The sequence below is a fragment of the Streptomyces sp. Ncost-T10-10d genome (genome assembly GCF_900091955.1).
Lineage (GTDB): Bacteria > Actinomycetota > Actinomycetes > Streptomycetales > Streptomycetaceae > Streptomyces.
Genome location: NZ_FMDF01000130.1, coordinates 142,717 through 165,784 on the forward strand (window position 1 = coordinate 142,717; position 23,068 = coordinate 165,784).

17 protein-coding genes are annotated in these 23,068 nt (G+C 66.1%); 11 read left to right on the forward strand and 6 right to left on the reverse strand.

Annotated features, from left to right (window positions below; genetic code table 11):
- The first annotated feature begins 359 nt into the window (after window positions 1-359).
- From typA to GA0115254_RS21280, 6 genes are all read left to right on the forward strand, one after another.
- Window positions 360-2,231 carry a translational GTPase TypA gene (typA, locus tag GA0115254_RS21255; protein ID WP_093896863.1) on the forward strand — a complete coding sequence of 624 codons (1,872 nt, stop codon included), beginning with the start codon at window positions 360-362 and terminating at the stop codon, window positions 2,229-2,231.
- Window positions 2,232-3,059: 828 nt separating this feature from the next.
- Entirely contained in the window at window positions 3,060-4,703 is a 1,644-nt protein-coding gene (locus GA0115254_RS21260; RefSeq protein WP_093896864.1) for a peptide ABC transporter substrate-binding protein, read from the forward strand.
- 144 nt (window positions 4,704-4,847) lie between these two features.
- A complete protein-coding gene (locus tag GA0115254_RS21265; RefSeq protein ID WP_093896899.1) occupies window positions 4,848-5,774 on the forward strand; it encodes an ABC transporter permease in 927 nt (308 codons plus the stop codon).
- Window positions 5,767-6,732, forward strand: a complete 966-nt coding sequence (locus tag GA0115254_RS21270) for an ABC transporter permease (protein ID WP_093896865.1) — start codon at window positions 5,767-5,769, stop codon at window positions 6,730-6,732. The genes GA0115254_RS21265 and GA0115254_RS21270 overlap by 8 nt, the downstream gene beginning before the upstream one ends.
- A 14-nt stretch (window positions 6,733-6,746) precedes the next feature.
- Window positions 6,747-7,805 (forward strand): ABC transporter ATP-binding protein, encoded by a 1,059-nt coding sequence (locus GA0115254_RS21275; RefSeq protein ID WP_093896866.1) that lies wholly within the window; start codon window positions 6,747-6,749, stop codon window positions 7,803-7,805.
- Window positions 7,798-8,946: an ABC transporter ATP-binding protein gene (locus GA0115254_RS21280; RefSeq protein ID WP_093896867.1), complete on the forward strand. Its 1,149-nt coding sequence runs from the start codon at window positions 7,798-7,800 to the stop codon at window positions 8,944-8,946. The genes GA0115254_RS21275 and GA0115254_RS21280 overlap by 8 nt, the downstream gene beginning before the upstream one ends.
- Before the next feature lie 420 nt (window positions 8,947-9,366).
- Here GA0115254_RS21280 and GA0115254_RS21285 read toward each other — a convergent pair whose 3' ends face one another.
- From GA0115254_RS21285 to GA0115254_RS21310, 6 genes are all read right to left on the reverse strand, one after another.
- Complete coding sequence (locus tag GA0115254_RS21285; protein WP_141720885.1) at window positions 9,367-9,840, reverse strand: hypothetical protein; 474 nt, start codon at window positions 9,838-9,840, stop codon at window positions 9,367-9,369.
- Between the two features lie 588 nt (window positions 9,841-10,428).
- On the reverse strand, window positions 10,429-11,514 hold the full coding sequence (locus tag GA0115254_RS21290) for an ABC transporter ATP-binding protein (RefSeq protein WP_093896869.1): 1,086 nt from the start codon (window positions 11,512-11,514) through the stop codon (window positions 10,429-10,431).
- Between the two features lie 26 nt (window positions 11,515-11,540).
- Entirely contained in the window at window positions 11,541-12,506 is a 966-nt protein-coding gene (locus GA0115254_RS21295) for an ABC transporter ATP-binding protein (RefSeq protein ID WP_256102717.1), read from the reverse strand.
- Window positions 12,507-12,577: 71 nt separating this feature from the next.
- Window positions 12,578-13,558, reverse strand: coding sequence for an ABC transporter permease (locus GA0115254_RS21300; RefSeq protein WP_093896871.1), 981 nt, complete (start codon window positions 13,556-13,558; stop codon window positions 12,578-12,580).
- A gap of 86 nt (window positions 13,559-13,644) precedes the next feature.
- A complete protein-coding gene (locus GA0115254_RS21305) occupies window positions 13,645-15,429 on the reverse strand; it encodes an ABC transporter substrate-binding protein (RefSeq protein ID WP_093896872.1) in 1,785 nt (594 codons plus the stop codon).
- A 74-nt stretch (window positions 15,430-15,503) separates the two neighbouring features.
- Window positions 15,504-16,532 carry an ABC transporter permease gene (locus GA0115254_RS21310; protein ID WP_176740230.1) on the reverse strand — a complete coding sequence of 343 codons (1,029 nt, stop codon included), beginning with the start codon at window positions 16,530-16,532 and terminating at the stop codon, window positions 15,504-15,506.
- A 634-nt stretch (window positions 16,533-17,166) separates the two neighbouring features.
- Between GA0115254_RS21310 and GA0115254_RS21315 the strand changes: the two genes are divergently transcribed.
- From GA0115254_RS21315 to GA0115254_RS21335, 5 genes are all read left to right on the forward strand, one after another.
- Window positions 17,167-18,801, forward strand: coding sequence for a peptide ABC transporter substrate-binding protein (locus GA0115254_RS21315; RefSeq protein WP_093896873.1), 1,635 nt, complete (start codon window positions 17,167-17,169; stop codon window positions 18,799-18,801).
- Window positions 18,802-18,918: 117 nt separating this feature from the next.
- Window positions 18,919-19,842, forward strand: coding sequence for an ABC transporter permease (locus GA0115254_RS21320; protein ID WP_093896874.1), 924 nt, complete (start codon window positions 18,919-18,921; stop codon window positions 19,840-19,842).
- On the forward strand, window positions 19,835-20,809 hold the full coding sequence (locus tag GA0115254_RS21325; RefSeq protein ID WP_093896875.1) for an ABC transporter permease: 975 nt from the start codon (window positions 19,835-19,837) through the stop codon (window positions 20,807-20,809). Before GA0115254_RS21320 ends, GA0115254_RS21325 begins: the two co-directional genes overlap by 8 nt.
- Window positions 20,810-20,822: 13 nt before the next feature.
- A complete protein-coding gene (locus GA0115254_RS21330) occupies window positions 20,823-21,800 on the forward strand; it encodes an ABC transporter ATP-binding protein (RefSeq protein ID WP_093896876.1) in 978 nt (325 codons plus the stop codon).
- Window positions 21,790-22,998, forward strand: coding sequence for an ABC transporter ATP-binding protein (locus GA0115254_RS21335; RefSeq protein WP_093896877.1), 1,209 nt, complete (start codon window positions 21,790-21,792; stop codon window positions 22,996-22,998). Before GA0115254_RS21330 ends, GA0115254_RS21335 begins: the two co-directional genes overlap by 11 nt.
- The last annotated feature ends 70 nt before the right edge of the window (window positions 22,999-23,068 follow it).

Consider the following 23,068-nt stretch of genomic DNA (forward strand, 5'->3'; position numbering starts at 1 on the left):
TGCCCGCCGGGGTCCCGGCGGGCAAGCTCGTATCCCGACCGGACCCGAGCTGCTCACCCCCACATGCCCCCCACGGGACCTTGCGGAGCCCCCACGGATCACCCCACGGATCCCTCCGCATCCCCCCTCCTCCTGCCACGCACGCCCACCTGGCGCACCCGCGGTACTGAGGTAATACCGGCCGAATATCGGTTGAAGAGTGGCTTAAGACCGGTCTCGCGGATCGGGCCGGGAAGCCCGGGACGCGCCAGCCCCGTACCATGGGGGGTAGCCGTGGCGCGTCCGCCCGGCGGGCGTACGAGGACCCGAGAGCGACTGAGACGCCTGATCCCACGATCCGAGAGAAGCGCAAGCCACCCATGCCCACGCGCCACGACATCCGTAACGTAGCCATCGTCGCCCACGTCGACCACGGCAAGACCACGCTGGTCGACGCCATGCTCAAGCAGGCCGGCGCCTTCGCCGCGCACGCCGCCGAGCACCTCGACGACCGCATGATGGACTCGAACGACCTGGAGCGTGAGAAGGGCATCACGATCCTCGCCAAGAACACGGCGGTGAAGTATCACCCCAAGGACGGCGGGGACCCGATCACGATCAACATCATCGACACCCCCGGCCACGCCGACTTCGGCGGCGAGGTCGAGCGCGGTCTGTCGATGGTGGACGCGGTCGTGCTGCTCGTCGATGCCTCCGAGGGCCCGCTCCCGCAGACCCGCTTCGTGCTGCGCAAGGCGCTCTCCGCGAAGATGCCGGTCATCCTCTGCATCAACAAGACGGACCGTCCCGACTCCCGGATCGCCGAGGTCGTCGACGAGACGTACGACCTGTTCCTGGACCTGGACGCGGACGAGGACCAGATCGAGTTCCCGATCGTCTACGCCTGCGCCCGTGACGGCGTCGCCTCGCTGACCAAGCCGGAGGACGGCACCGTCCCGGCCGACAGCGAGAACCTGGAGCCGTTCTTCTCCACGATCCTGGCGCACGTCCCGGCCCCGGAGTACGACGACGAGGCGCCGCTGCAGGCCCACGTCACCAACCTGGACGCCGACAACTTCCTCGGCCGTATCGCGCTCTGCCGCGTCGAGCAGGGTGAGCTGCGCAAGGGCCAGACCGTCACCTGGATCAAGCGCGACGGCACGATGTCCAGCGTCCGCATCACCGAGCTGCTGATGACCGAGGCGCTCACCCGCAAGCCGGCCGAGAAGGCGGGCCCCGGCGACATCTGCGCCATCGCCGGTATCCCGGACATCATGATCGGCGAGACCCTGGCCGACCCCGAGAACCCGATCGCGCTGCCGCTGATCACCGTCGACGAGCCGGCCATTTCGATGACCATCGGTACGAACACCTCGCCGCTCGTCGGCAAGGGCGGCAAGGGCCACAAGGTCACCGCCCGCCAGGTGAAGGACCGCCTCGACCGCGAGCTGATCGGTAACGTCTCGCTCCGCGTCCTGGACACCGAGCGCCCCGACGCCTGGGAGGTCCAGGGCCGCGGTGAGCTCGCGCTGGCCATCCTCGTCGAGCAGATGCGCCGTGAGGGCTTCGAGCTCACGGTCGGCAAGCCGGAGGTCGTCACCAAGCAGATCGACGGCAAGACGCACGAGCCGATCGAGCGCATGACGATCGATTCCCCCGAGGAGCACCTCGGTGCGATCACCCAGCTGATGGCGACCCGCAAGGGCCGCATGGAGACGATGACGAACCACGGTTCGGGCTGGGTCCGCATGGAGTGGATCGTCCCGTCCCGCGGCCTCATCGGCTTCCGCACGGAGTTCCTGACCCAGACCCGCGGTACGGGCATCGCGCACTCCATCTTCGAGGGGCACGAGCCGTGGTTCGGCGAGCTGCGCACCCGTCACAACGGCTCGCTGGTCGCGGACCGCTCGGGTTCGGTGACCCCGTTCGCCATGGTCAACCTCCAGGAGCGCGGTGTCATCTTCACCGAGGCCGGCACCGAGGTCTACGAGGGCATGATCATCGGCGAGAACTCCCGCGCCGATGACATGGACGTGAACATCACCAAGGAGAAGAAGCTCACCAACATGCGTGCGGCCTCCGCCGACACCACGGAGAACGTGGTTCCGGCCCGCAAGCTCTCCCTGGAGCAGTCCCTGGAGTTCTGCCGCGAGGACGAGTGCATCGAGGTGACCCCGGAGACCGTGCGTATCCGCAAGGTCGTCCTGGACCAGAAGGAGCGCGGCCGCGCCGCTTCGCGCGCCAAGCGCTGACCAGCGCATCTCCCGCAGCAGGACGGCCCGTTGCCTCAACTCGGTTGAGGCAACGGGCCGTTGCCTTTTTGAGCCACGGAGCTCCACTGCACCGAACCGAAGCTCAAGATTTGCTCAATCCTCATCCGTTTGCGTACGCAAGGCGATAACTTCTTTGTGTTGCCGTACCGCAGGGGGTGGCCGATACGGGGAGGGATTGCATGTCGACTCTGGTGCCACGAAAGACGGCTCTGGCCAGTGCCGCAGCAGCCTCGGCGCTACTTGTTCTCTTCGGTGCCGGGACCGCGAGTGCGGGCATGACTCCTGGGACCACCACGTATGCCAAGGTGAAGTCCGGGAAGCAGACACTCCGCTCGGGCGTTGCTGGAGTGGCCCCGGACGGTCGCAAGCCGGGCCGCCTGGCCTCGCCCGGCAGTGGGCGAGGCCGGGCTGCTGCATGTCGCGGCCGAGGAGTGGGACGCCTCGGCGTCATCGGAAGCCCTCGGCGTCAAATCCATTTCGGGTGGCATGTGTCCGGAAAGCGGTCATCACTCTCCGGGGGTTGCGTTAACAGTCCGTTTCGGGCGTGTCTGTCTGGGATCACTTTGTCCGGATTTCGGTCAACCGCGCCCTGTTGATGTTGTCAAACCGAGACCCTTTAAGTGTGGTTTACGGCCCGCTCGTACTCAATAGTTGGCTCCATTGAGCTCGGGTCAATGGGTCACGCACTGTGGGGAGTGCCGACTCACGAGCACACTCAGGGCACTGAAACGATCACCGTCAGGGGTGTCGGTGTATCACTCCAGTGCCCTTCTTGTAGTCAAAAGTGGACTCATGAGGAGGAAACCCATGCGTGGTGCCAAGAGCGCCAAGTGGGTCGCGGGGGCGGCAATCATCGCCCTGGCCGCGACCGCCTGCGGTGGTAGCGACAGTGGCAGCGGCAAGGACATGAACTCGGGCAAGGCGGACCCGAACGGGATCCTGACCGCCCAGCTCAGCGAGCCGCAGAACCCGCTGCAGCCGGCGAACGCCAAGGAGAGCCAGGGCAGCCGTGTCCTGCGCGCCATCTTCTCCGGACTCGTCGACTACGAGCCCGGCACCGGCAAGCTCACGTACGTCAACGCCGAGTCCGTGACGCCCAACGCGGACTCGTCCGTGTGGACCGTCAAGCTCAAGCCGGGCTGGAAGTTCCACGACGGCACCACGGTCACCGCCAAGTCCTACGTGGACTCCTGGAACTGGTCCGCCAACGTCAAGAACAACCAGACCAACTCCAGCTGGTTCCAGGACATCAAGGGCTACGAGGATGTCCACCCGGCCAAGGGTGACCCGAAGAAGACCGAGATGGAAGGTCTGAAGGTCGTTGACGACAACACCTTCACGATTTCCCTGGTCGGTCCGGTCTCGTACTTCGCGTACAAGCTGGGTTACGACGTGTGGGCGCCGCTGCCCGAGTCCTTCTTCAAGGACCCGAAGGCCGCCGGTCAGAAGCCGATCGGCAACGGTCCCTACAAGTTCGTCTCGTGGGACCACAACAAGATGATCAAGGTTCGGAAGTTCGACGGCTACCAGGGCCCGAACAAGGCCAAGAACGGTGGCATCGACTTCAAGAACTACACCACCGCCGAGGCCGCCTACTCGGCCCTGCGCTCGGACCAGCTCGACTGGATCGAGCAGGTCCCCGTGACCGCGCTGAAGAACTACAAGCAGGACCTCGGCGACCGTGCGATCGACCAGGAGTACTCCGCGGTCCAGTCGATCGTCCCGGCGTTCTACACCAAGCAGTTCAAGAACATCAACCCCAAGGTCATCCAGGGCCTGTCGATGGCGATCGACCGTGACACGATCACCAAGACCGTCCTCAACGGCACCCGTACCCCGGCCGACTCGTACGTCGCCCGCGGTGTGCTCGGCTACAAGCCCGGCGCCCTCGGCGACATCGTGAAGTACGACCCGGCCAAGGCCAAGGCCCTCATCACGGAGGGTGGCGGCGTCCCGGGCAACAAGATCTCGATCCAGTTCAACGCGGACCAGCCGCACAAGGCGTGGGTCGACGCGGTCTGCAACAGCATCCGCCAGGCCACCGGTGTCGAGTGCGTCGGCGACTCCAAGCCGGACTTCGCGACCGACCTGAACGCCCGTGACGGCAAGAAGGTCAAGTCCATGTACCGCGGTGGCTGGGTGCTCGACTACCCGGTCAACTCGAACTTCATGCGCGACCTGTACGGCACGACGGCCGCCGGTAACACCAGTGGCTACTCCAACAAGGCGTTCGACGAGCTGGCCTCCAAGGCCGACAAGGCGAAGACCTTGGACGAGACCGTGAAGATGTACCAGGAGGCCGAGCAGCTCCTGGCGAAGGACATGCCTTCGATCCCGCTGTGGTTCTACAAGGTCAACTCGGGGCAGTCCAAGAACGTATTCGGCAAGATCGTTTACGGTCAGGACGGCGACCCCATCTTCACCGACGTTCAGGTGAAGTCGAAGAAGTAAGTTTCGGGACCTGCCGGCCGGTGCCGCCCTCCGGAACGGATGGCGGCACCGGCTCGCGGGCGTTGGCCCGGCAACCTCCCCCCACAACCCCGCGGTGGAGACCATGTGTAGGCCATCGCCGACCCCTCACGGCATGGAGGCATGATGGGGCGTTACGTCGCTAGGCGACTGCTCCAGATGATCCCGGTTTTCATCGGGACTACTCTGTTGATTTTCCTTATGGTCCACATCCTTCCCGGTGATCCCATCCGGGCGATGTGGGGTGACAAGGCGGCCGACCCCGCACAGGTCGCGGAGCTGCGTCACAAGTTCGGGCTGGACCAGTCCCTTCCCATGCAGTACATCAACTACATGAAGGACCTGTTCCACCTGGACTTCGGCGAGACCTTCGGCGGCCGTCCCGTCTGGGACGAGATGTCGAGGGCCTTCCCCGTCACGATCCGTCTCACCATCGTCGCGATGGTCATCGAGATGATCGTGGGTCTCAGCCTCGGCGCGTGGGCCGGACTGAAGGCGGGCAAGGCGCCGGACACCGGCGTGCTGATCTTCACGCTGGTCGTCATCTCGATCCCCGTGTTCATCCTCGGCTACGTGGCCCGGTTCGTCTTCGCGGACACACTGCACTGGGTCGCGCCGAACGTCGAAGACTCGATGGACATCACGCAGTTGTTCCTGCCGGGCTTCGTCCTGGCCATGCTCTCCATGGCGTACGTCGCTCGACTGACGCGTACGACCTTCGCCGAGAACCTGCGCGCGGACTACATGCGCACGGCGCTCGCGAAGGGGCTGCCGCGGCGTCGCATCGTCGGGGTGCACCTGCTGCGCAACTCGCTGATCCCGGTGGTCACGTTCCTCGGTACGGACGTCGGCGGCTTCATCGGCGGCGCGGTCGTCACCGAGGGCATCTTCAATGTCCAGGGTGTCGGCAACCTTCTCTACCGGGCGCTGCAGCAGCGTGAAGGTTCCACCATCGTCGGTGTCGTCACCGTATTCGTACTGATCATTCTCGTGATCAACCTGATTGTCGACCTGCTGTACGCGGTCCTGGACCCGAGGATCCGGTATGCCTGACGTGACCAAGGACCAGAGCATCAAGGACGCCGAAGTGGACGCGGTCGCGTCGGCGACGGCGGACGCGGAGAGCCCCGTCGGGGAATCCACCGGCAAGCCCCGTGGTCTGTGGGGTGACGCATGGTTCGACCTGCGCCACCGCCCCATGTTCTGGATATCGGCGAGCCTGCTGGTTCTGCTGCTGGTGATCGCGGCCTTCCCCGGCCTGTTCACCGGCGCCGACCCGCGGGCCGGCGATCTGACTCACCACTACCTGACGAAGCCCGAGTTGGGGCACTTCTTCCAGGCGGACTGGTTCGGCTACGACGTTCAGGGCCGCTCGATCTACGCCCGGGTGATCTACGGAACCCGCGCCTCGATCCTCGTCGGCGTCGGCGTCACCGTGGCGATCACCATCGTCGGCGGTCTGCTGGGTCTGCTCTCCGGCTACTTCGGCGGCTGGCTCGACGCGATCATCTCCCGCATCACGGACATCTTCTTCGGTCTGCCCTTCCTGCTCGGCACGATGGTCGTCCTGAACGCCTTCGCCGAGCGCAAGGTGTACGTCGTGATCGCGGCCCTCGCCTTCCTGGGCTGGACCTCGATCTGCCGTGTGATGCGTGCATCGGTGATCACCGCGAAGCAGGCGGACTATGTGACGGCGGCACGCGCTCTCGGCGCGGGGACCGGCCGGATGCTGTTCCGCCATGTCCTGCCCAACGCCCTCGCGCCGACCATCGTGGTCGCCACCATCGCTCTCGGTGGCTTCATCTCGGCCGAGGCGACGCTGTCCTACCTGGGCCTGGGTCTCGCCGACCCGACCATCTCGTGGGGCATCGACATCGCGTCGGGCAGCGAAGAGATCCGTAACAACGTGCATGTGCTGCTGTTCCCGGCAGGAATGCTCAGCCTCACGGTCTTCGCGTTCATCATGCTCGGCGACGCGGTGCGCGACGCCCTCGACCCGAAGCTGCGCTGAGGAGGGCGTACGACGTGACCATCATGGACAAGACAGCAGACATCCCGGCGCCCCGTGCCGGAGGGTCGGACGACAGCCCGCTCCTCGAAGTGCGCGACCTGCACGTGGAGTTCCACACCCGTGACGGAGTCGCCAAGGCCGTCAACGGTGTGAACTACAGCGTCGACTCGGGCGAGACCCTGGCCGTGCTCGGCGAGTCCGGCTCCGGTAAGTCCGTGACCGCTCAGGCGATCATGGGCATTCTCGACATGCCGCCCGGCAAGATCCCGCAGGGCCAGATCCTGTACCGCGGCCAGGACATGCTCACCATGAGCTACGAGGAGCGGCGGAAGATCCGCGGCCAGAAGATCGCGATGATCTTCCAGGACGCGCTCTCCTCGCTCAACCCCGTGCTCTCGGTCGGCTACCAGCTCGGCGAGATGTTCCGTGTCCACCAGGGACTCTCCAAGAAGCAGGCGAAGGCCAAGGCCATCGAGCTGATGGAGCGGGTCAAGATCCCCGCAGCCAAGCAGCGCGTCGGCGACTACCCGCATCAGTTCTCCGGTGGTATGCGCCAGCGCATCATGATCGCCATGGCGCTGGCCCTGGAGCCGGACCTGATCATCGCGGACGAGCCGACCACCGCGCTCGACGTGACGGTCCAGGCGCAGGTCATGGATCTGCTCAAGGAGCTTCAGACCGAGTTCAACATGGGTCTGATCCTGATCACCCACGACCTCGGCGTCGTCGCCGATGTCGCGGACAAGATCGCGGTCATGTACGCGGGCCGGATCGTCGAGACGGCGCCGGTGCACGAGCTGTACAAGCGGCCCGCGCACCCGTACACCCGCGGTCTGCTCGACTCGATCCCGCGGCTCGACCAGAAGGGCCAGGAGCTCTACGCGATCAAGGGCCTGCCGCCCAACCTGCTCAAGATTCCGTCCGGCTGCGCCTTCAACCCCAGGTGCCCGAAGGCGGAGGACATCTGCCGCACGGAGATTCCGGCCCTGGTGCCGGTCTCCGAGCAGGACGGCAGCGAGCTGCCCGGCCGCGGCAGCGCCTGCCACTTCTGGAAGGAGACGATCCATGGCTGAGCTCGACAAGACGGACGGATCGTTGGACAGCACCCCGAACGTCACCGACGTCGTGGCGGTCGAGGCCGCCGACGAGACGGCGGCGGTCGCGGCGATCGAGGCCCCGGTGGAACGCGGTGAGCCGATCCTTCAGGTGCGCAATCTGGTCAAGCACTTCCCGCTGAGCCAGGGCATCCTCTTCAAGCGCCAGGTCGGCGCCGTCAAGGCCGTGGACGGGGTCTCCTTCGACCTCTACCAGGGCGAGACGCTCGGCATCGTCGGCGAGTCGGGCTGTGGCAAGTCCACGGTCGCGCGGCTGCTGATGACGCTGGAGACGGCCACGTCCGGCGAGGTCTTCTACAAGGGTCAGGACATCACCAGGCTGTCCGGGCGCGCGCTGAAGGCGGTGCGCCGGAACATCCAGATGGTGTTCCAGGACCCGTACACCTCGCTGAACCCGCGTATGACGGTCGGCGACATCATCGGCGAGCCCTTCGACATCCATCCGGAGGTGGCCCCGAAGGGGGACCGGCGCCGCAAGGTCCAGGAGCTGCTGGACGTCGTCGGTCTCAACCCGGAGTACATCAACCGCTATCCGCACCAGTTCTCCGGCGGTCAGCGCCAGCGCATCGGCATCGCCCGCGGCCTCGCGCTCAACCCGGAGATCATCGTCTGCGACGAGCCGGTCTCCGCGCTCGACGTGTCGGTGCAGGCGCAGGTCATCAACCTGATGGAGAAGCTCCAGGACGAGTTCAACCTCTCCTACCTCTTCATCGCGCACGACCTGTCGATCGTCCGGCACATCTCCGACCGGGTCGGCGTGATGTACCTCGGCAAGATGGCCGAGATCGGTACGGACGCCGAGATCTACGACCACCCGACGCACCCCTACACCCAGGCGCTGCTGTCGGCGGTCCCGGTCCCGGACCCCGAGGCCCGTGAGCGCGGCGAGCGGATCATCCTGACCGGTGACGTCCCGTCGCCGGCGAACCCGCCGTCGGGCTGCAGCTTCCGTACGCGGTGCTGGAAGGCCCAGGACAAGTGCTCCACGGAGGTGCCGCTGCTGGCGATCCCCGAGCGCTTCAAGGGCTCGGACGGCCCCGCGGCGCACGAGTCGGCCTGTCACTTCGCCGAGGAGAAGGACATCGTCGGCGCGGCCTGACGTCCGTTGAACGGTTGCACCCACCCGCCGGACCCCTTGGAAGCCTGCTCGGGCACCCAAGGGGTCCGATGCGTGGGGCGTGGAGAGCGCCTCCCACCGTGATGCGGCTTTGTTGGAAGGCCGGTGGCTGCTCTGTTGTGGGCCGGAACCGTTCAAGCACGTCGACGGCGCGTGTGCAGTCATTCGCTGGCGCGGCATGAGGGGCTGGCTGCCACGCGGCGGGCCGTATTGCCCGACGCGTGGAAGAAGCAGCCCTCGACCGGCACGGCGCCGCCGGCGTCGCCGACACAGAGCAAGCGCGAATCGACGCCCCGCCAATGATTCCATTGAGGGGCGTCGACTCCGTTCGGGCCGGTGACGGTCTCCCACAGCCGAGAACAGGCGCCTTTCGGCCTACCGTCAGTACCTCATGCGCGGGGGTCAGGCGATGAACTTCCAGAGGTCGCGGTTTCCGCTGACGCGCTTGCCCACGACGACCTGGCCCGACTTGACTACCTTCAGATACCCGCCAGAAGCGCTGCCGATTACACCCTTGGCATTCGGAGCTGTCGAAAGAATCGCCCAACCAATGTACTTGCGCTGCTGATCCGAGCAGACCCTTCCGTACGCGCGGCCCTCGTGCTTTTTCGGCGCGGTGAGACATCCTTCGCCGATCAGCCCGGTGCCCATGCTCTGGACCATGGTGCCAGCCTTGCCCCAGTACTGTTTCATCGTTTTCTTGCATGTCACCTGGGAAACCGGCTTGTCGTAGCCATTCCACTGGAGGCACTTACCCGTGGTCATATTCTTGACCCGGAACTCCAGCAGAGTCCCGGCGTGAGCCTGGGGGGCACTGAAACCCAGAGTTGCTGTAGCGAATGTTACGGCGACTGCTGCCAGTGAAGCGATCCGCATGGTTCTCCCTTAGTTTTCCGGTGGTCGGTCTGGCTACGGTGAAGTATTTCGGGGAGGCTCTCCGATTGGCTGTAACTTGAGGAGAACTTGAGGTACAGGCGGTTCTCTCTCTCATGCGACACCTCTGTCCGGCGGGACGCGGAACGGGCCCCTCATCCGAAGTCCTTGCGGGTTGGCGGGCAACCGGTGCCAGCCGCTCACCCCTTGCGGAAGCCGGGTTCGCATTGCAGATGCGATGGAAAGCACTTGCCTGCCTCGCGAGGGGGCGTCTCTGGCGGCGGAGCGCAATCCCTCTGGCCGAGACGGCTGTCAGAGCGTGCCCGAAATGTGTCGATTACGGTAGTCATGTCCGGACCGGCCCGGATATCCTCAATGGGTACTGTCGCCCCACGGGAATCGCTCTGCGGGCAAAGGGGAGCGCCCGGAACCGATTGATTCCGGGCGCCTTTCCCGTATACCCGGGAACCGGGCTCGCAGGTGGCCTCGGGTCAATGGACCGACGTGCTCGATTCCTTGGGTCGGGGGGAACTCCGCCTTTCTGGGCCGATCAGGTCGGTGTCGGCGAGGGCGCCCCCAGGGCCAGGGGTGTCAGGCCTCGGTCTTGGGGCTTTGAGTGGCCTTGTCGAGCGTCAGCCCCTGAGAGGCGCTACGAGCCTGCGGGACGGGCGACGCGGTCTGCGGGTCCTCGGGGTAGTGGCAGGCCGTCAGATGACTGTCCCGACTGCCCTCGACCCGTACCAGCGGCGGAGCCTCGCTCGCGCACTTGTCCGTCGCCTTCCAGCAACGGGTGCGGAAGCGGCAGCCCGAGGGCGGATTGACCGGGGAGGGCACATCGCCGGTGAGGAGGATGCGTTCCCGGGTCGGCGCCTCGTCAGCCGTCGCCTCGGGTACGGCCGAGAGCAGCGCCTTGGTGTACGGGTGACGCGGGTTGCCGTACAGGTCCTCGCGATCGGCGATCTCCACGATCCTGCCGAGGTACATGACCGCCACGCGCTGCGAGAAGTGGCGTACGACGGCCAGGTCGTGGGCGATGAACAGGAACGCGATGCCGAGTTCCTTCTGCAGCTTCTGCAGCAGGTTCACCACCTGGGCCTGGATCGACACGTCCAGCGCCGAGACCGGCTCGTCGGCCACGATCAGCTTCGGCTCCAGGGCGAGCGCGCGGGCCACCCCGATGCGCTGGCGCTGGCCGCCGGAGAACTCGTGCGGGAAGCGGTTGTAGTGCTCCGGGTTGAGCCCGACGATCTCCAGCAGTTCCCGCACGCGCGCCTCGCGCCCGCCCGCCGGGTCGATGTCGTTGATCTCCATCGGCGCGGTGATGATCTTGCCGACGGTCTGCCGCGGATTCAGCGAGGCGTACGGGTCCTGGAAGATCATTTGGATCTCGGAGCGAACCGGGGCCAGCTCCTTGCGCGAGGCGTGGGTGATGTCCTGACCGCGGTAGGAGATCGTGCCGGCCGTCGGCTCCAGCAGTCGGGTGATCAGCCGGCCCGTCGTCGACTTGCCGCAGCCGGACTCGCCGACCAGGCCCAGGCTCTCGCCCTCGGCGAGGGTGAAGTCCAGCCCGTCGACGGCCTGGACCGCGCCGACCGTCCGCCGGATCGGAAAGCCGCCCTTGATCGGGAAGTGCTTGGTGAGTCCGGAGACGTCCAGGAGGGGATCTGTGCTGCTCATCGTAGGGAAGTCCCGTCTCTTGTACGTCAGTTGGGCCGGGTGCCGGCGAAGTCTGCGAAGAACTCGGTGCGCTGCTCCGCGGTGAGGTGGCAGGCGGCGCCGCGCCCGGCGGTGAGCTCCAGCGGCGGCTGATCGGTCGCGCAGCGCTTGCCGCCGACCTGCTCGGCGAACGTGCACCGCGGGTGGAAGCGGCAGCCGGTCGGCGGGTTGAGGAGGCTCGGCGGAGTGCCGGGAATCGGCGACAGCGGTACATCAACCGGACCGTCCAGGCTCGGCATGGAGCCCAGCAAACCCCAGGTGTACGGGTGCTGGGGTGTCCGCAGCACCTCCCTCTTGGTCCCGCGCTCGACACAGCGCCCGCCGTACATCACCAGCACGTCGTCCGCGATGTCGGCGATGACACCGAGGTCATGGGTGATGAAGATGATCGAGGTGCCGGTCTCCTGCTGGAGGTCCTTGAGCAGGTCCATGATCTGGGCCTGCACGGTGACGTCCAGCGCTGTGGTCGGCTCGTCCGCGATCAGCAGCTCCGGGTCGCAGACCAGCGCCATGGCGATCATCGCGCGCTGGCGCATACCGCCGGAGAACTGGTGCGGATAGTCGTCCACTCGCAGATCGGGCTGCGGGATGCCCACCTTGGTGAGCATCTCGACGGCCCGCGCCCTGGCGTCTCGCTTGGAGGCGCCGGTGTGCTTGCGGTACGTCTCGCCGATCTGCCTGCCGATGGTGTGGTATGGCGACAGCGAGGCCAGCGAGTCCTGGAAGATCATGGCCATCTTGTTGCCGCGCAGCCGCTCCAACTCGCGCTCCGACGCGGCCAGCAGATCCTGCCCATCGAGGAGGATCTCGCCCTCGATCTCGGTGTGATCGGGGTGGTGCAGGCCGAGGATCGTCAGGTTGGTGACGGACTTGCCGGAGCCGGACTCGCCGACGATGCCGAGCGTCTTGCCCTTCTCGATGTCGAAGGACAGCCCGTCGACGGCCTTGACCATGCCGTCTTCGGTGGAGAAGTGCACGCGCAGATCGCGTACGGAGAGGAAGGGGGTGCTCACTGGATCTCTCCCTAGGCGAGGCGGACGCGTGGGTCGATGAGGGCGTAGACGGCGTCGACGATGATGTTGAAAACGACGATCGCTCCTGCCGCGACCAGGACGACGCCGAGCAGCAGGGGCAGGTCGTTGTCGCCGACCGCCTTGACGGAGAGCGCACCGATGCCGTGCAGACCGAATGTCTTCTCGGTGATGATCGCGCCCCCGAACAGCACACCGAGGTCGAGGCCGAAAATGGTGACGATCGGGCCCATGGCCCCGCGCCAGGCGAATCTGAAGAACACTGTCCGCCGGGAGAGGCCCTTGGCGCGTGCGGTGCGCACGTAGTCCTCGCTCAGCGTCTCGACGAGCTGGGACCGGGCCATACGCGTGTAGTTGGCGGTGAAGATCAGCGCCAGCACCAGCCAGGGCAGCAGAAGCCCGGAGAACCAGGCGGACGGGCTCTCGGTGAAGGGCACGTCCTTGGGGCGGCTCAGGATGTGCCACTGGTCAGCGAGGTAGTACATGGCGACCACGCCGACGATGTAGATCTGCATCGAGGAGCCGATCAGCGACGCCGAGGACGCCACCTTGTCCAGTGCCTTGCCCTGCTTGACCGCGGCGAGCATGCCGGTGCCCACACCGAATACCACGAAGACGACCGCGCTGCCGAGGGAAAGGGAGAGCGTGGTCGGGAAGCGGTCCAGGATGGTGCCCAGGACCGGCTCGCGGTTGTGGAACGAGTAGCCGAGGCATGGCGCGGGGCAGTGCCCGAACGACGCGTAGTCCCTCCCGACGAACACCGCCTGGAGCCAGTGCCAGTACTGCACGGGCAGCGGGTCGGAGATGCCGAGGTTGCGCCTGACCAGTGCCAGCGTCTCGGGCGTGCACACCTTGCCGCAGGCCACACGAGCTGGGTCGCGGGGCGCGACGTAGAAGAGGACGAAAGTGATGGCACTGATGATCAGCAGGATGACCAGTGCGCCGATTGCCCGGCGGATGAGGAAGCGGAACATGGCGATGGATTTCCCTGGCAGACGCCGACGAGGGGGAGGGGGAGGGCGGGGCGCCGCAGGGGCGCCCCGCCTCAGAAGTGTCGGCGTCAGGCCTTCACGAACAGCTTGTAGAAGACGGCCGAGGACCACAGCGGGTGGAACATGGCGCCGCCGACCTTCTCGCCGTAGAGGTAGAAGCGGCGCTGGAACGTCTCGGGGATGATCGGCGCCTCCTCCGTCATGATCCGCTTGTCCAGTGCGGCCCAGGCCTTGCCGGCCTCCGCCGGGTCGGCGATGGTGACGTTCTTCTTGATCGCCGCGTTGACCCAGTCGACGTTCAGCTGCGAGATGTTGTTGGCGCCGTTGGCGATCGTGCCACCGTCGAACAGCGGCTGCATCAGCGTGTAGCCGGTCGGCCAGTCCGGGGACCAGCCGAACCACATCACGTCGAACTGGTTGTCGATCTGCTGGATCTGGTCGTAGTAGCTGGTGGAGTCCAGCGGCTTGATGACCGGGTCGAAGCCGGCCGCCTTGAGGGCGTTCTCGATGACGACCTTGGTCTTGTTGTAGTTGTTGCCCTGGGGGAAGGCGTAGACGATCTTCTGGCCTTCCTTGCCGGCTTCCTTCAGCAGCTTCTTCGCTGCCTCCGGGTCGCCCTGCGGCTTCTTCAGCTTCCCGTAGACGTCGTCCTTGGCGTAGCCGAGGATGTCGGGGCTGAGGATGGACGTCGCGTAGTCACCGGCCGAGGGGCCACCGTAGATCTTGCGGATCTGCTCCAGCGGCCAGGCGTGGATGAGTGCCTGACGCACCTTCAGGTCGGTGACCCGCTTGGTGTTGATCGCGTAGTAGTAGATGCCGGTCAGCAGGCCGTTGAAGGTGCGCTTCTTCAGCTCGGGGTCGGTGAGGACCTTCTGGATGCGCTCGGCCGGGACGCCGCTGTACGCCATGACCGCGTACTTGTCGTCGCCGTCGTCGGCGATCAGACGGTCCGCGGCCTGGAGGGCCTCGGGGCCGAACTCGTAGACGAAGCTGTCCGGGTACGCGTTGCGGATCGAGTCGGTGTTGGGGTCCCAGTGCGGGTTGCGCACCAGCGTCATCGACTTGTCGACGGCGTGCGCCTTGATGCGGTACGGACCGGCCGAGACCGGGTCCTTGTCGTACTTGTCCTTGGTGTCGCCCGAGACCGGGACGGCACCGTAGGAGGTCATGGCCAGGGTGAAGTTGAGGTCCGGACGGGGCTCTGCCAGCTTGAAGGTGATCGTCTTCGCCTTGGCGTCCGTCACGATCGAGTCGAGGTGCTTGCCGCTGAACGGGCCCTTGTACTTCGAGCGGAAGTCGGCCGTGCCGGTCAGCGCGGTCTGGGCGTAGCCCGCGCCTTCGGTGGTGAAGCTGGCGAAGCCGCGCTCGATGCCGTGGCGCACGTCCTCGATGGTGAGCTCCTTGCCGTCCTCCCACTTCAGACCGTCCTTCAGAGTGAAGGTCCAGGTCTTGCCGCCGTCGGCCATGGTGCCCGCGTCGGTAGCGAGGTCGCCGACCAGCTTCATCGAGCCGTCCGCCGCGATCTTGTAACCGGTCAGGCTGCGAATGAAGAGGTCACCGACCGCGGAGTTCCACGAGAAGTAGATGCGCTGCGGGTCGAGGTGCGAGAAGTCGTCCGGAGCGATGCCACGGATCGTGCCGCCCTTCTTCGCGCCCGGGATCTCGGCGGCGGGACCGGTGGAGTCCTCCTTCGTGCCGACGACGACCGAGCCGGTGTACTTGTCGGCACCGCCGTGTCCGGAGCCCTTTTCGCCCTTCTTGGTCGAGCTGCCACTGCTGCATGCGGAGAGGACCATCGAACCGCCGGCTGCGACCGACGTGGCGATGACGAAGTTTCTGCGGGAGAGGGACATGGCTTCCTGCTCTGGTCGAGGGAGAGAAACGATCGATCCGGTGGGCCCCGTCGCCCGGCCGGAGGAAGTGCGGTTCAGCGCTTGGTCTTCGGGTCCAGTGCGTCACGCACCGAGTCGCCCAGCAGGTTGAAGGCGATGACGAAGATCACCATCGAGGCGCCGGGGAAGAGCATGAACGTGATGTCGCTCTGGTAGACCTCCGACCCGCGCTGGATCATCACGCCCCAGTCGGGTGTCGGGTCGGTGAGACCGACGCCGAGGAAGGCGAGGCCCGCCTCCGCGGTGACGTAAGCGGGCAGCGCGAGCGTGGCCTGGATGAGGATCGGCGTCCAGAGGTTGGGCAGCAGTTCCTTGAAGATGATCCGCGCAGGGGAGGCGCCGGTCACCTTTGCCGCCTCGACGAACTCGCGCTCGCGCAGGGCGAGCACCTCGCCGCGCAGCAGTCGTGCGATGGACGCCCAGCCGAAGGCGGTCATGACCAAGATGAGGCTGACGACGGTCAGCCAGATCGGGGTGTTCTCGTCCGGAGCGACCAGGATCGAGAGCATCACCGGCCAGAAGGCGATGAAGAAGAGCGTGGAGGGGAAGGCCAGCAGGATGTCGATGACCCGGCCCACGAGGTAGTCGGTCTTCCCGCCGAGATAGCCCGCAGTGATACCGATGACGATGCCGATCACGGTCACCAGCAAGGTGGTTGCCGCGGCGATGAGCAGCGAGTTTCGCATGCCGTAGAGCAGGAAGGTGAAGACGTCCCGGCCGAGTCCGGGCTCGATGCCGAACCAGAAGTCGCTGCTGATACCGCCGTTGGGCAGCACCGGTGAGCTGAACTCGTCCAGCAGGTCGGGGTCGTTCTGCCCGTACGTCGTGTAGGGGTCCTTGCCGTACAGCTTCGCGATCAGCGGCGCGCAGATGGCCACCACGAAGAAGAAGATGACGACATAGGCCGAAATCACGCCTGTGCGGTCGCGTTTGAAGCGCCGCCAGGCCATCTTGCCCGGTGAGCGGCCGGCGCCGCCCTTGGGCGCGGACGGGTCCGGCATCGACTGCGGCTTCGCATCCTCCACCTCAACGGGCGCGGATGCTTGCGGTGTTGGAATCGTCATGGTGCTCCTGGCCCGGAGGGTCGAAGGACTCCGCAGGCACACCTACGGGCTACCCGGACTTTTTCAACGCAATTCATGCAGGGTCAATGAATGTCTGCCCCCCTTGAGGCGCTCTTTGGAAAATTGACCAACTCATGACCTTGAGAGGGGCGTATCTTTGCCTCCGTTTACTTCTTTCGAGGGCGCGTTTGCGGTCATTCGTGAGAAATCCGGCAATGAGTTCGTTATTCGGTCGCCGTTGTCTCGGAATTCGTACATCCGGCCAGGTGGGTGCGTGATCGATGTGCGTTCGATGCGGGGTCGTTATCGCCCGGCCCTTGCAGGGGTCGGCGTCCGGAGATGGTCCTCCGGCCGGCTTCCAGACATGTGTCGGCTTCGATCCGCGCGGAGCGGATCGCGGGCAGGGCCTTCGGCCCGGCCGCTGCGGGGGTGCTGGTGAGCCGATGGGCCGTCAGGTCGGAGGTCACGGGGAGTCGAACGCGGCGGGCTCGTCGCTGTTCTGTGCGAACCGGGCCCTCCAGTGCCACTCGAGACGGCTCTTCTGCGCCCGAATGGGTGGAGGAAATGTGTGCAATGCGCTTTATCCGGTGATATTTGACTCCACGTGAGACGGAGCACAACGAGGAGGCACTCCATGCGCGGAGCCACACCGGCCAAGTGGGCCGCATGTGCGGTGGCCGTCGTCCTGGCGGCGACGGCATGCGGCGGAGGGGGCAGCAGCGGCGGTGGTGGCGGTGGGGCCAATGGAATCGTGAGCTCCTCCTGGGGCGACCCGCAGAACCCGCTGGAGCCCGCCAACACCAATGAGGTGCAGGGCGGCAAGGTCCTCGACATGATCTTCCGGGGACTCAAGAGGTACGACCCGAAGACCGGCGCGGCCATCAACATGCTCGCCGAGAAGATCGAAACCAAGGACAACCAGAACTTCACGATCACCGTGAAGGACGGCTGGACCTTCAGCAACGGCGAGAAGATCACCGCGAAGTCGTTCGTGGACGCCTGGAACTACGGGGCCCTGCTGAAGAACAATCAGAAGAACGCCTATTTCTTCGGATATATCGACGGATACAGCAAGGTCCACCCCGAGTCGGGCAGCTCCAGGGCGAACACGCTCTCCGGCCTCAAGCTCGTCAACGACAAGACCTTCACGGTCAAGCTGATGCAGAAGTTCTCCCTCTGGCCCGACACCCTCGGCTACCCGGCCTTCGCCCCGCTGCCCAGGGCCTTCTTCACCGACCACGCCGCCTGGGTGTCCAAGCCGATCGGCAACGGTCCGTACACCATCGACAACTACACCAAGGGCTCGTCGATGAACCTGCGCAAGTGGGACAAGTACCCAGGGGCCGACAAGGCGCAGAACGGCGGCATCGACCTCAAGGTCTACACGGACAACAACACCGCCTACACCGATCTGACGGCCGGCAACCTCGACCTCGTCGACGATGTGCCCGCCTCGCAGTTGAAGAACGTCAAGGCGGACCTCGGCGACCGGTACATCAACACCCCGGCCGGCATCATCCAGACCCTCGCCTTCCCCTTCTACGACAAGAAGTGGGACACCCCCGGCGGCATCAAGGTCCGCCAGGGCCTGTCGATGGCGATCAACCGCGATCAGATCACCAGTCAGATCTTCCAGAAGACCCGCACCCCCGCCTCCGACTGGACCTCCCCGGTCCTCGGCGTGAACGGCGGATTCAAGAAGGGGTTGTGCGGCGCGCCCTGCGAATACAACGCGGCGAACGCCAAGAAGCTGATCCAGGAGGGCGGTGGCATCCCCGGCGGCCAGCTCAAGATCTCGTACAACGCGGACACCGGTTCCCACAAGGAGTGGGTCGACGCCGTCTGCAACAGCATCAACAAGGTGATGGGCAACAACAGGGCGTGCGTCGGCGCCCCGGTCGGCACCTTCGCCGACTTCCGCAGCCAGGTCTCCCAGCAGAAGCTGACCGGCGCCTGGCGGGCCGGCTGGCAGATGGACTACCCGCTCATCCAGAACTTCCTGCAGCCGGTGTACTACACCGACGCCTCGTCCAACGACGGCAAGTGGAGCAGCAAGCAGTTCGACGGCCTCGTCGACAAGGCCAACGCCGAGTCCGACAAGGCCAAGGCCGTCTCGGCCTTCCAGGACGCGGAGAGGGTCCTGGTCGCTCAGATGCCCGTGATCCCGCTCTGGTACCAGAACGGCAGCGCCGGTCACTCGGAGCGGATCACCAACGTGTCGCTGAACCAGTTCAGCGTCCCGGTGTACGAGCAGATCAAGGTCAAGTGATCCGTTGAGGCCGGGTGGCCGGTGCGTTCCTGGCACCGGCCGCCCGGCTTCCGCATCCCGTCGACGCGTCACTCCCCAGCCCCGCGCCTTTGACCCCCGCGACCCCCGGAGCCCCTCATGGGACGTTATGTGATCCGGCGGCTGCTGCAGATGATCCCGGTCTTCTTCGGCACCACGCTGTTGATCTTCCTCATGGTGAACGTGATGGGTGACCCCATCGCGGGCCTCTGCGGCGAACGCCAGTGCGATCCGGCGACCGCAGCCCGACTCCGCTCGGAATTCGGCCTCGACAAGCCCGTCTGGCAGCAATACCTGACCTACATGGGCAATGTCTTCACCGGCGACTTCGGCACCGCGTTCAACGGGCAGAAGGTCACCGATCTGATGGCGACCGCCTTCCCCATCACCATCCGGCTCACCATCGTGGCGCTCTTGTTCGAGATCGTCATCGGCATCAGCCTCGGCGTCGTCACCGGTCTGCGCCGCGGCCGCCCCGTCGACACCACCGTGCTGATCCTGACCCTGGTCGTCATCTCCATCCCGACGTTCGTCACCGGTCTGCTGCTCCAGCTCCTTCTCGGCGTGAGGTGGGGGATCATCCGTCCGTCCGTCTCCTCGCAGGCGCCGCTCAACGAACTCATCATCCCGGGGCTCGTCGTCGCCTCCGTCTCCCTGGCGTACGTCACCCGGCTCACCAGGACCTCGATCGCCGAGAACGCCCGCGCCGACTATGTCCGTACCGCCGTCGCCAAGGGCCTGCCCAGGCGCCGCGTGATCACCCGGCATCTGCTGCGCAACTCCCTGATCCCCGTCGTCACCTTCATCGGTACGGACGTGGGCGCCCTGATGGGCGGGGCGATCGTCACGGAGCGGATCTTCAACATCCATGGCGTCGGCTATCAGCTCTACCAGGGCATCCTGCGTCAGAACTCCCAGACCGTCGTCGGGTTCGTCACCATTCTGGTCCTCGTCTTCCTGGCGGCGAACCTGATCGTCGACCTGCTGTACGCCGTACTCGACCCGAGGATCCGCTATGCCTGAGCAGACACCGGACGAGGCGATCTCGGCGGCCGGAGCGGGAGGTGTGATGGACCTCGCCCTGGAGGAGGGGGCAACCCTCGAAAGGACACCGGGCGGTCCCGAAGGCACCGGCCCCGCCGAGAAGCCGCGCAGTCTGTGGTCCGACGCCTGGCGGGACCTGCGCCGCAACCCGGTCTTCATCATCTCCGCCCTGATCATCCTCTTCCTGGTGATCATCTCGATCTGGCCGTCACTGATCGCGGACCAGGACCCGCTCAACTGCAACCTGGGCAAGGCCCAGGAGGGCTCACAGCCCGGCCACCCGTTCGGCTTCGACGGACAGGGCTGCGACGTCTACACCCGGACCGTCTACGGGGCCAGGAATTCGGTGACCGTGGGCGTCTGCGCCACCCTGGGCGTCACCCTGCTCGGCAGCCTCCTGGGCGGCCTGGCAGGCTTCTACGGCGGCCTGTCGGATTCCTTCCTCTCCCGTATCACCGACATCTTCTTCGGCATCCCGGTGGTCCTCGGCGGCCTGGTCTTCCTCTCCGTGGTGCCGAGCTCCACCGTCTGGCCGGTGATCGGCTTCATCGTGCTGCTGGGCTGGCCGCAGATCGCCCGTATCGCACGAGGCTCGGTCATCACCGCCAAGCAGAACGACTACGTCCAGGCCGCCCGCGCGCTCGGCGCCTCCAACTCCCGGATGCTGCTGCGCCACATCGCGCCCAACGCGGTCGCTCCGGTGATCGTCGTCGCGACCATCGCCCTGGGTACGTACATCGCTCTGGAGGCGACTCTCTCGTTCCTCGGCGTCGGCCTGAAACCGCCTGCCGTCTCCTGGGGCATCGACATCTCCGCCGCGGCCAACTACATCCGCAACGCCCCGCACATGCTGCTCTGGCCCGCCGGAGCGCTGGCGATCACCGTGCTCGCCTTCATCATGCTCGGCGACGCGGTGCGCGACGCCCTCGACCCCAAGCTGCGCTGAGGAGCCCGTTGCCATGTTGCTCGAAGTGCGCGATCTGCACGTGGAGTTCCACACCCGCGACGGGGTGGCCAAAGCCGTCAACGGGGTCAACTACTCGGTGGCCGAGGGCGAGACGCTCGCCGTCCTCGGCGAGTCCGGCTCCGGCAAGTCGGTCACCGCACAGGCGATCATGGGCATTCTCGACATGCCCCCGGGAAAGATCAGCGGTGGCGAGATCGTGTTCAAGGACCGTGATCTGCTGAAGATGAAGAAGGAGGAGCGCCGGAAGATCCGCGGCCAGGAGATGGCCATGATCTTCCAGGACGCGCTCTCCTCCCTCAACCCCGTGCTCAGCGTGGGGGAGCAGCTCGGCGAAATGTTCGTCGTCCACCGCGGGATGTCGCACAAGGACGCCAGGCTCAAGGCCGTCGAACTGATGGACCGGGTCCGCATCCCGGCCGCCAAGGAACGCGTCGGGAACTACCCGCACCAGTTCTCCGGCGGCATGCGTCAGCGCATCATGATCGCCATGGCGATGGCGCTGGAACCTTCGCTGATCATCGCGGACGAACCCACCACCGCCCTCGATGTGACCGTCCAGGCCCAGGTGATGGACCTGCTCGCCGAGCTCCAGCGCGAGCTCAACATGGGACTCATCCTGATCACCCACGACCTGGGCGTGGTCGCGGACGTCGCCGACTACATCGCCGTGATGTACGCGGGCCGGATCGTCGAGTCGGCCCCCGTCCACGAGATCTACAAGGCCCCCGCCCACCCGTACACCAAGGGCCTCCTCCAGTCGATCCCGCGCCTGGACCAGAAGGGCCAGGAGCTGTACGCGATCAAGGGCCTGCCGCCCAACCTGCTGCACATCCCGCCCGGCTGCGCCTTCAACCCGCGCTGCCCGATGGCCCAGGAGATCTGCCGAGGTGAGGTACCGCCTCTCTTCGAGGTGGCCCAGCACCGCGAGAGCGCCTGCTACTTCTGGAAGGAGACGCTCGATGCACGCTGAACCGGGGAGCACCCGCGTGGGCGGCGAACCCATTCTGCAGGTCCGCGATCTGGTCAAGCACTACCCGCTGACCCAGGGCATCCTGATCAAGAAGCAGATCGGCGCCGTCAAGGCGGTCGACGGGGTGTCCTTCGACCTGGCGGCGGGCGAGACGCTCGGCATCGTGGGGGAGTCGGGCTGCGGCAAGTCGACCGTGGCCAGGATGCTGGTGCATCTGGAACAGCCGACGGCCGGTGCGATCAGGTACAAGGGCGAGGACATCACCAAACTGTCGGGGCGCGCACTGAAGGCTGTGCGCCGCAATATTCAGATGGTGTTCCAGGACCCGTACACCTCGCTCAACCCCCGGATGACCGTCGGGGACATCATCGGGGAGCCGTACGAGATCCACTCCGAGGTGGCCCCGAAGGGCGACCGGCGCAGAAAGGTCCAGGATCTGCTGGACGTCGTCGGACTCAACCCGGAGTACATCAACCGCTATCCCCACCAGTTCTCCGGCGGCCAGCGCCAGCGCATCGGCATCGCCCGCGGGCTGGCCCTGAACCCCGAGATCATCGTCGCGGACGAACCCGTCTCCGCCCTCGACGTCTCCGTACAGGCGCAGGTCGTCAACCTGCTGGACCGGCTCCAGGCGGAGTTCGGGCTCAGTTACGTCTTCATCGCGCACGACCTGTCGATCGTCCGGCACATCTCCGACCGGGTCGGCGTGATGTATCTGGGCCGGATCGTCGAGATCGGCACCGACGAGCAGATCTATGACCACCCCACGCATCCCTACACCCAGGCGCTGCTGTCCGCCGTCCCGGTGCCGGACCCGATGGCCCGCGAGCACCGGGAGCGGATCATCCTGCACGGCGATGTCCCCTCGCCCGCCAACCCCCCCTCCGGCTGCCCGTTCCGCACCCGCTGCTGGAAGGCGCAGGAGCGGTGCGAACGGGAAGTTCCGCTGCTGGCGGTTCCGGCGGTCTTCCGGTCGGCGGACACACCGGCCGGGCACGACTCGGCCTGCCACTTCGCGGAGGAGAAGCAGGTGGTGCCGCCGGAGGGGCTGCTGGAGACGCCGGGGGAGACGGTGGTGGGGGAGGCGGTCCTGCAGGAGAAGGCGGACGAGTCCGGCCGGGAGGACGTCCTCGGCCCGTCCGACGCCATGGGTGAGGACGGCGGGCCGCCGCCTTCCGGGAGCAGCCGGGCCGGCTGACGCAGACACGTTAACGTGCGGGCAACTCGGCCGTCTCACGTCCGATATACGAACGCGCCACCATGGTCGG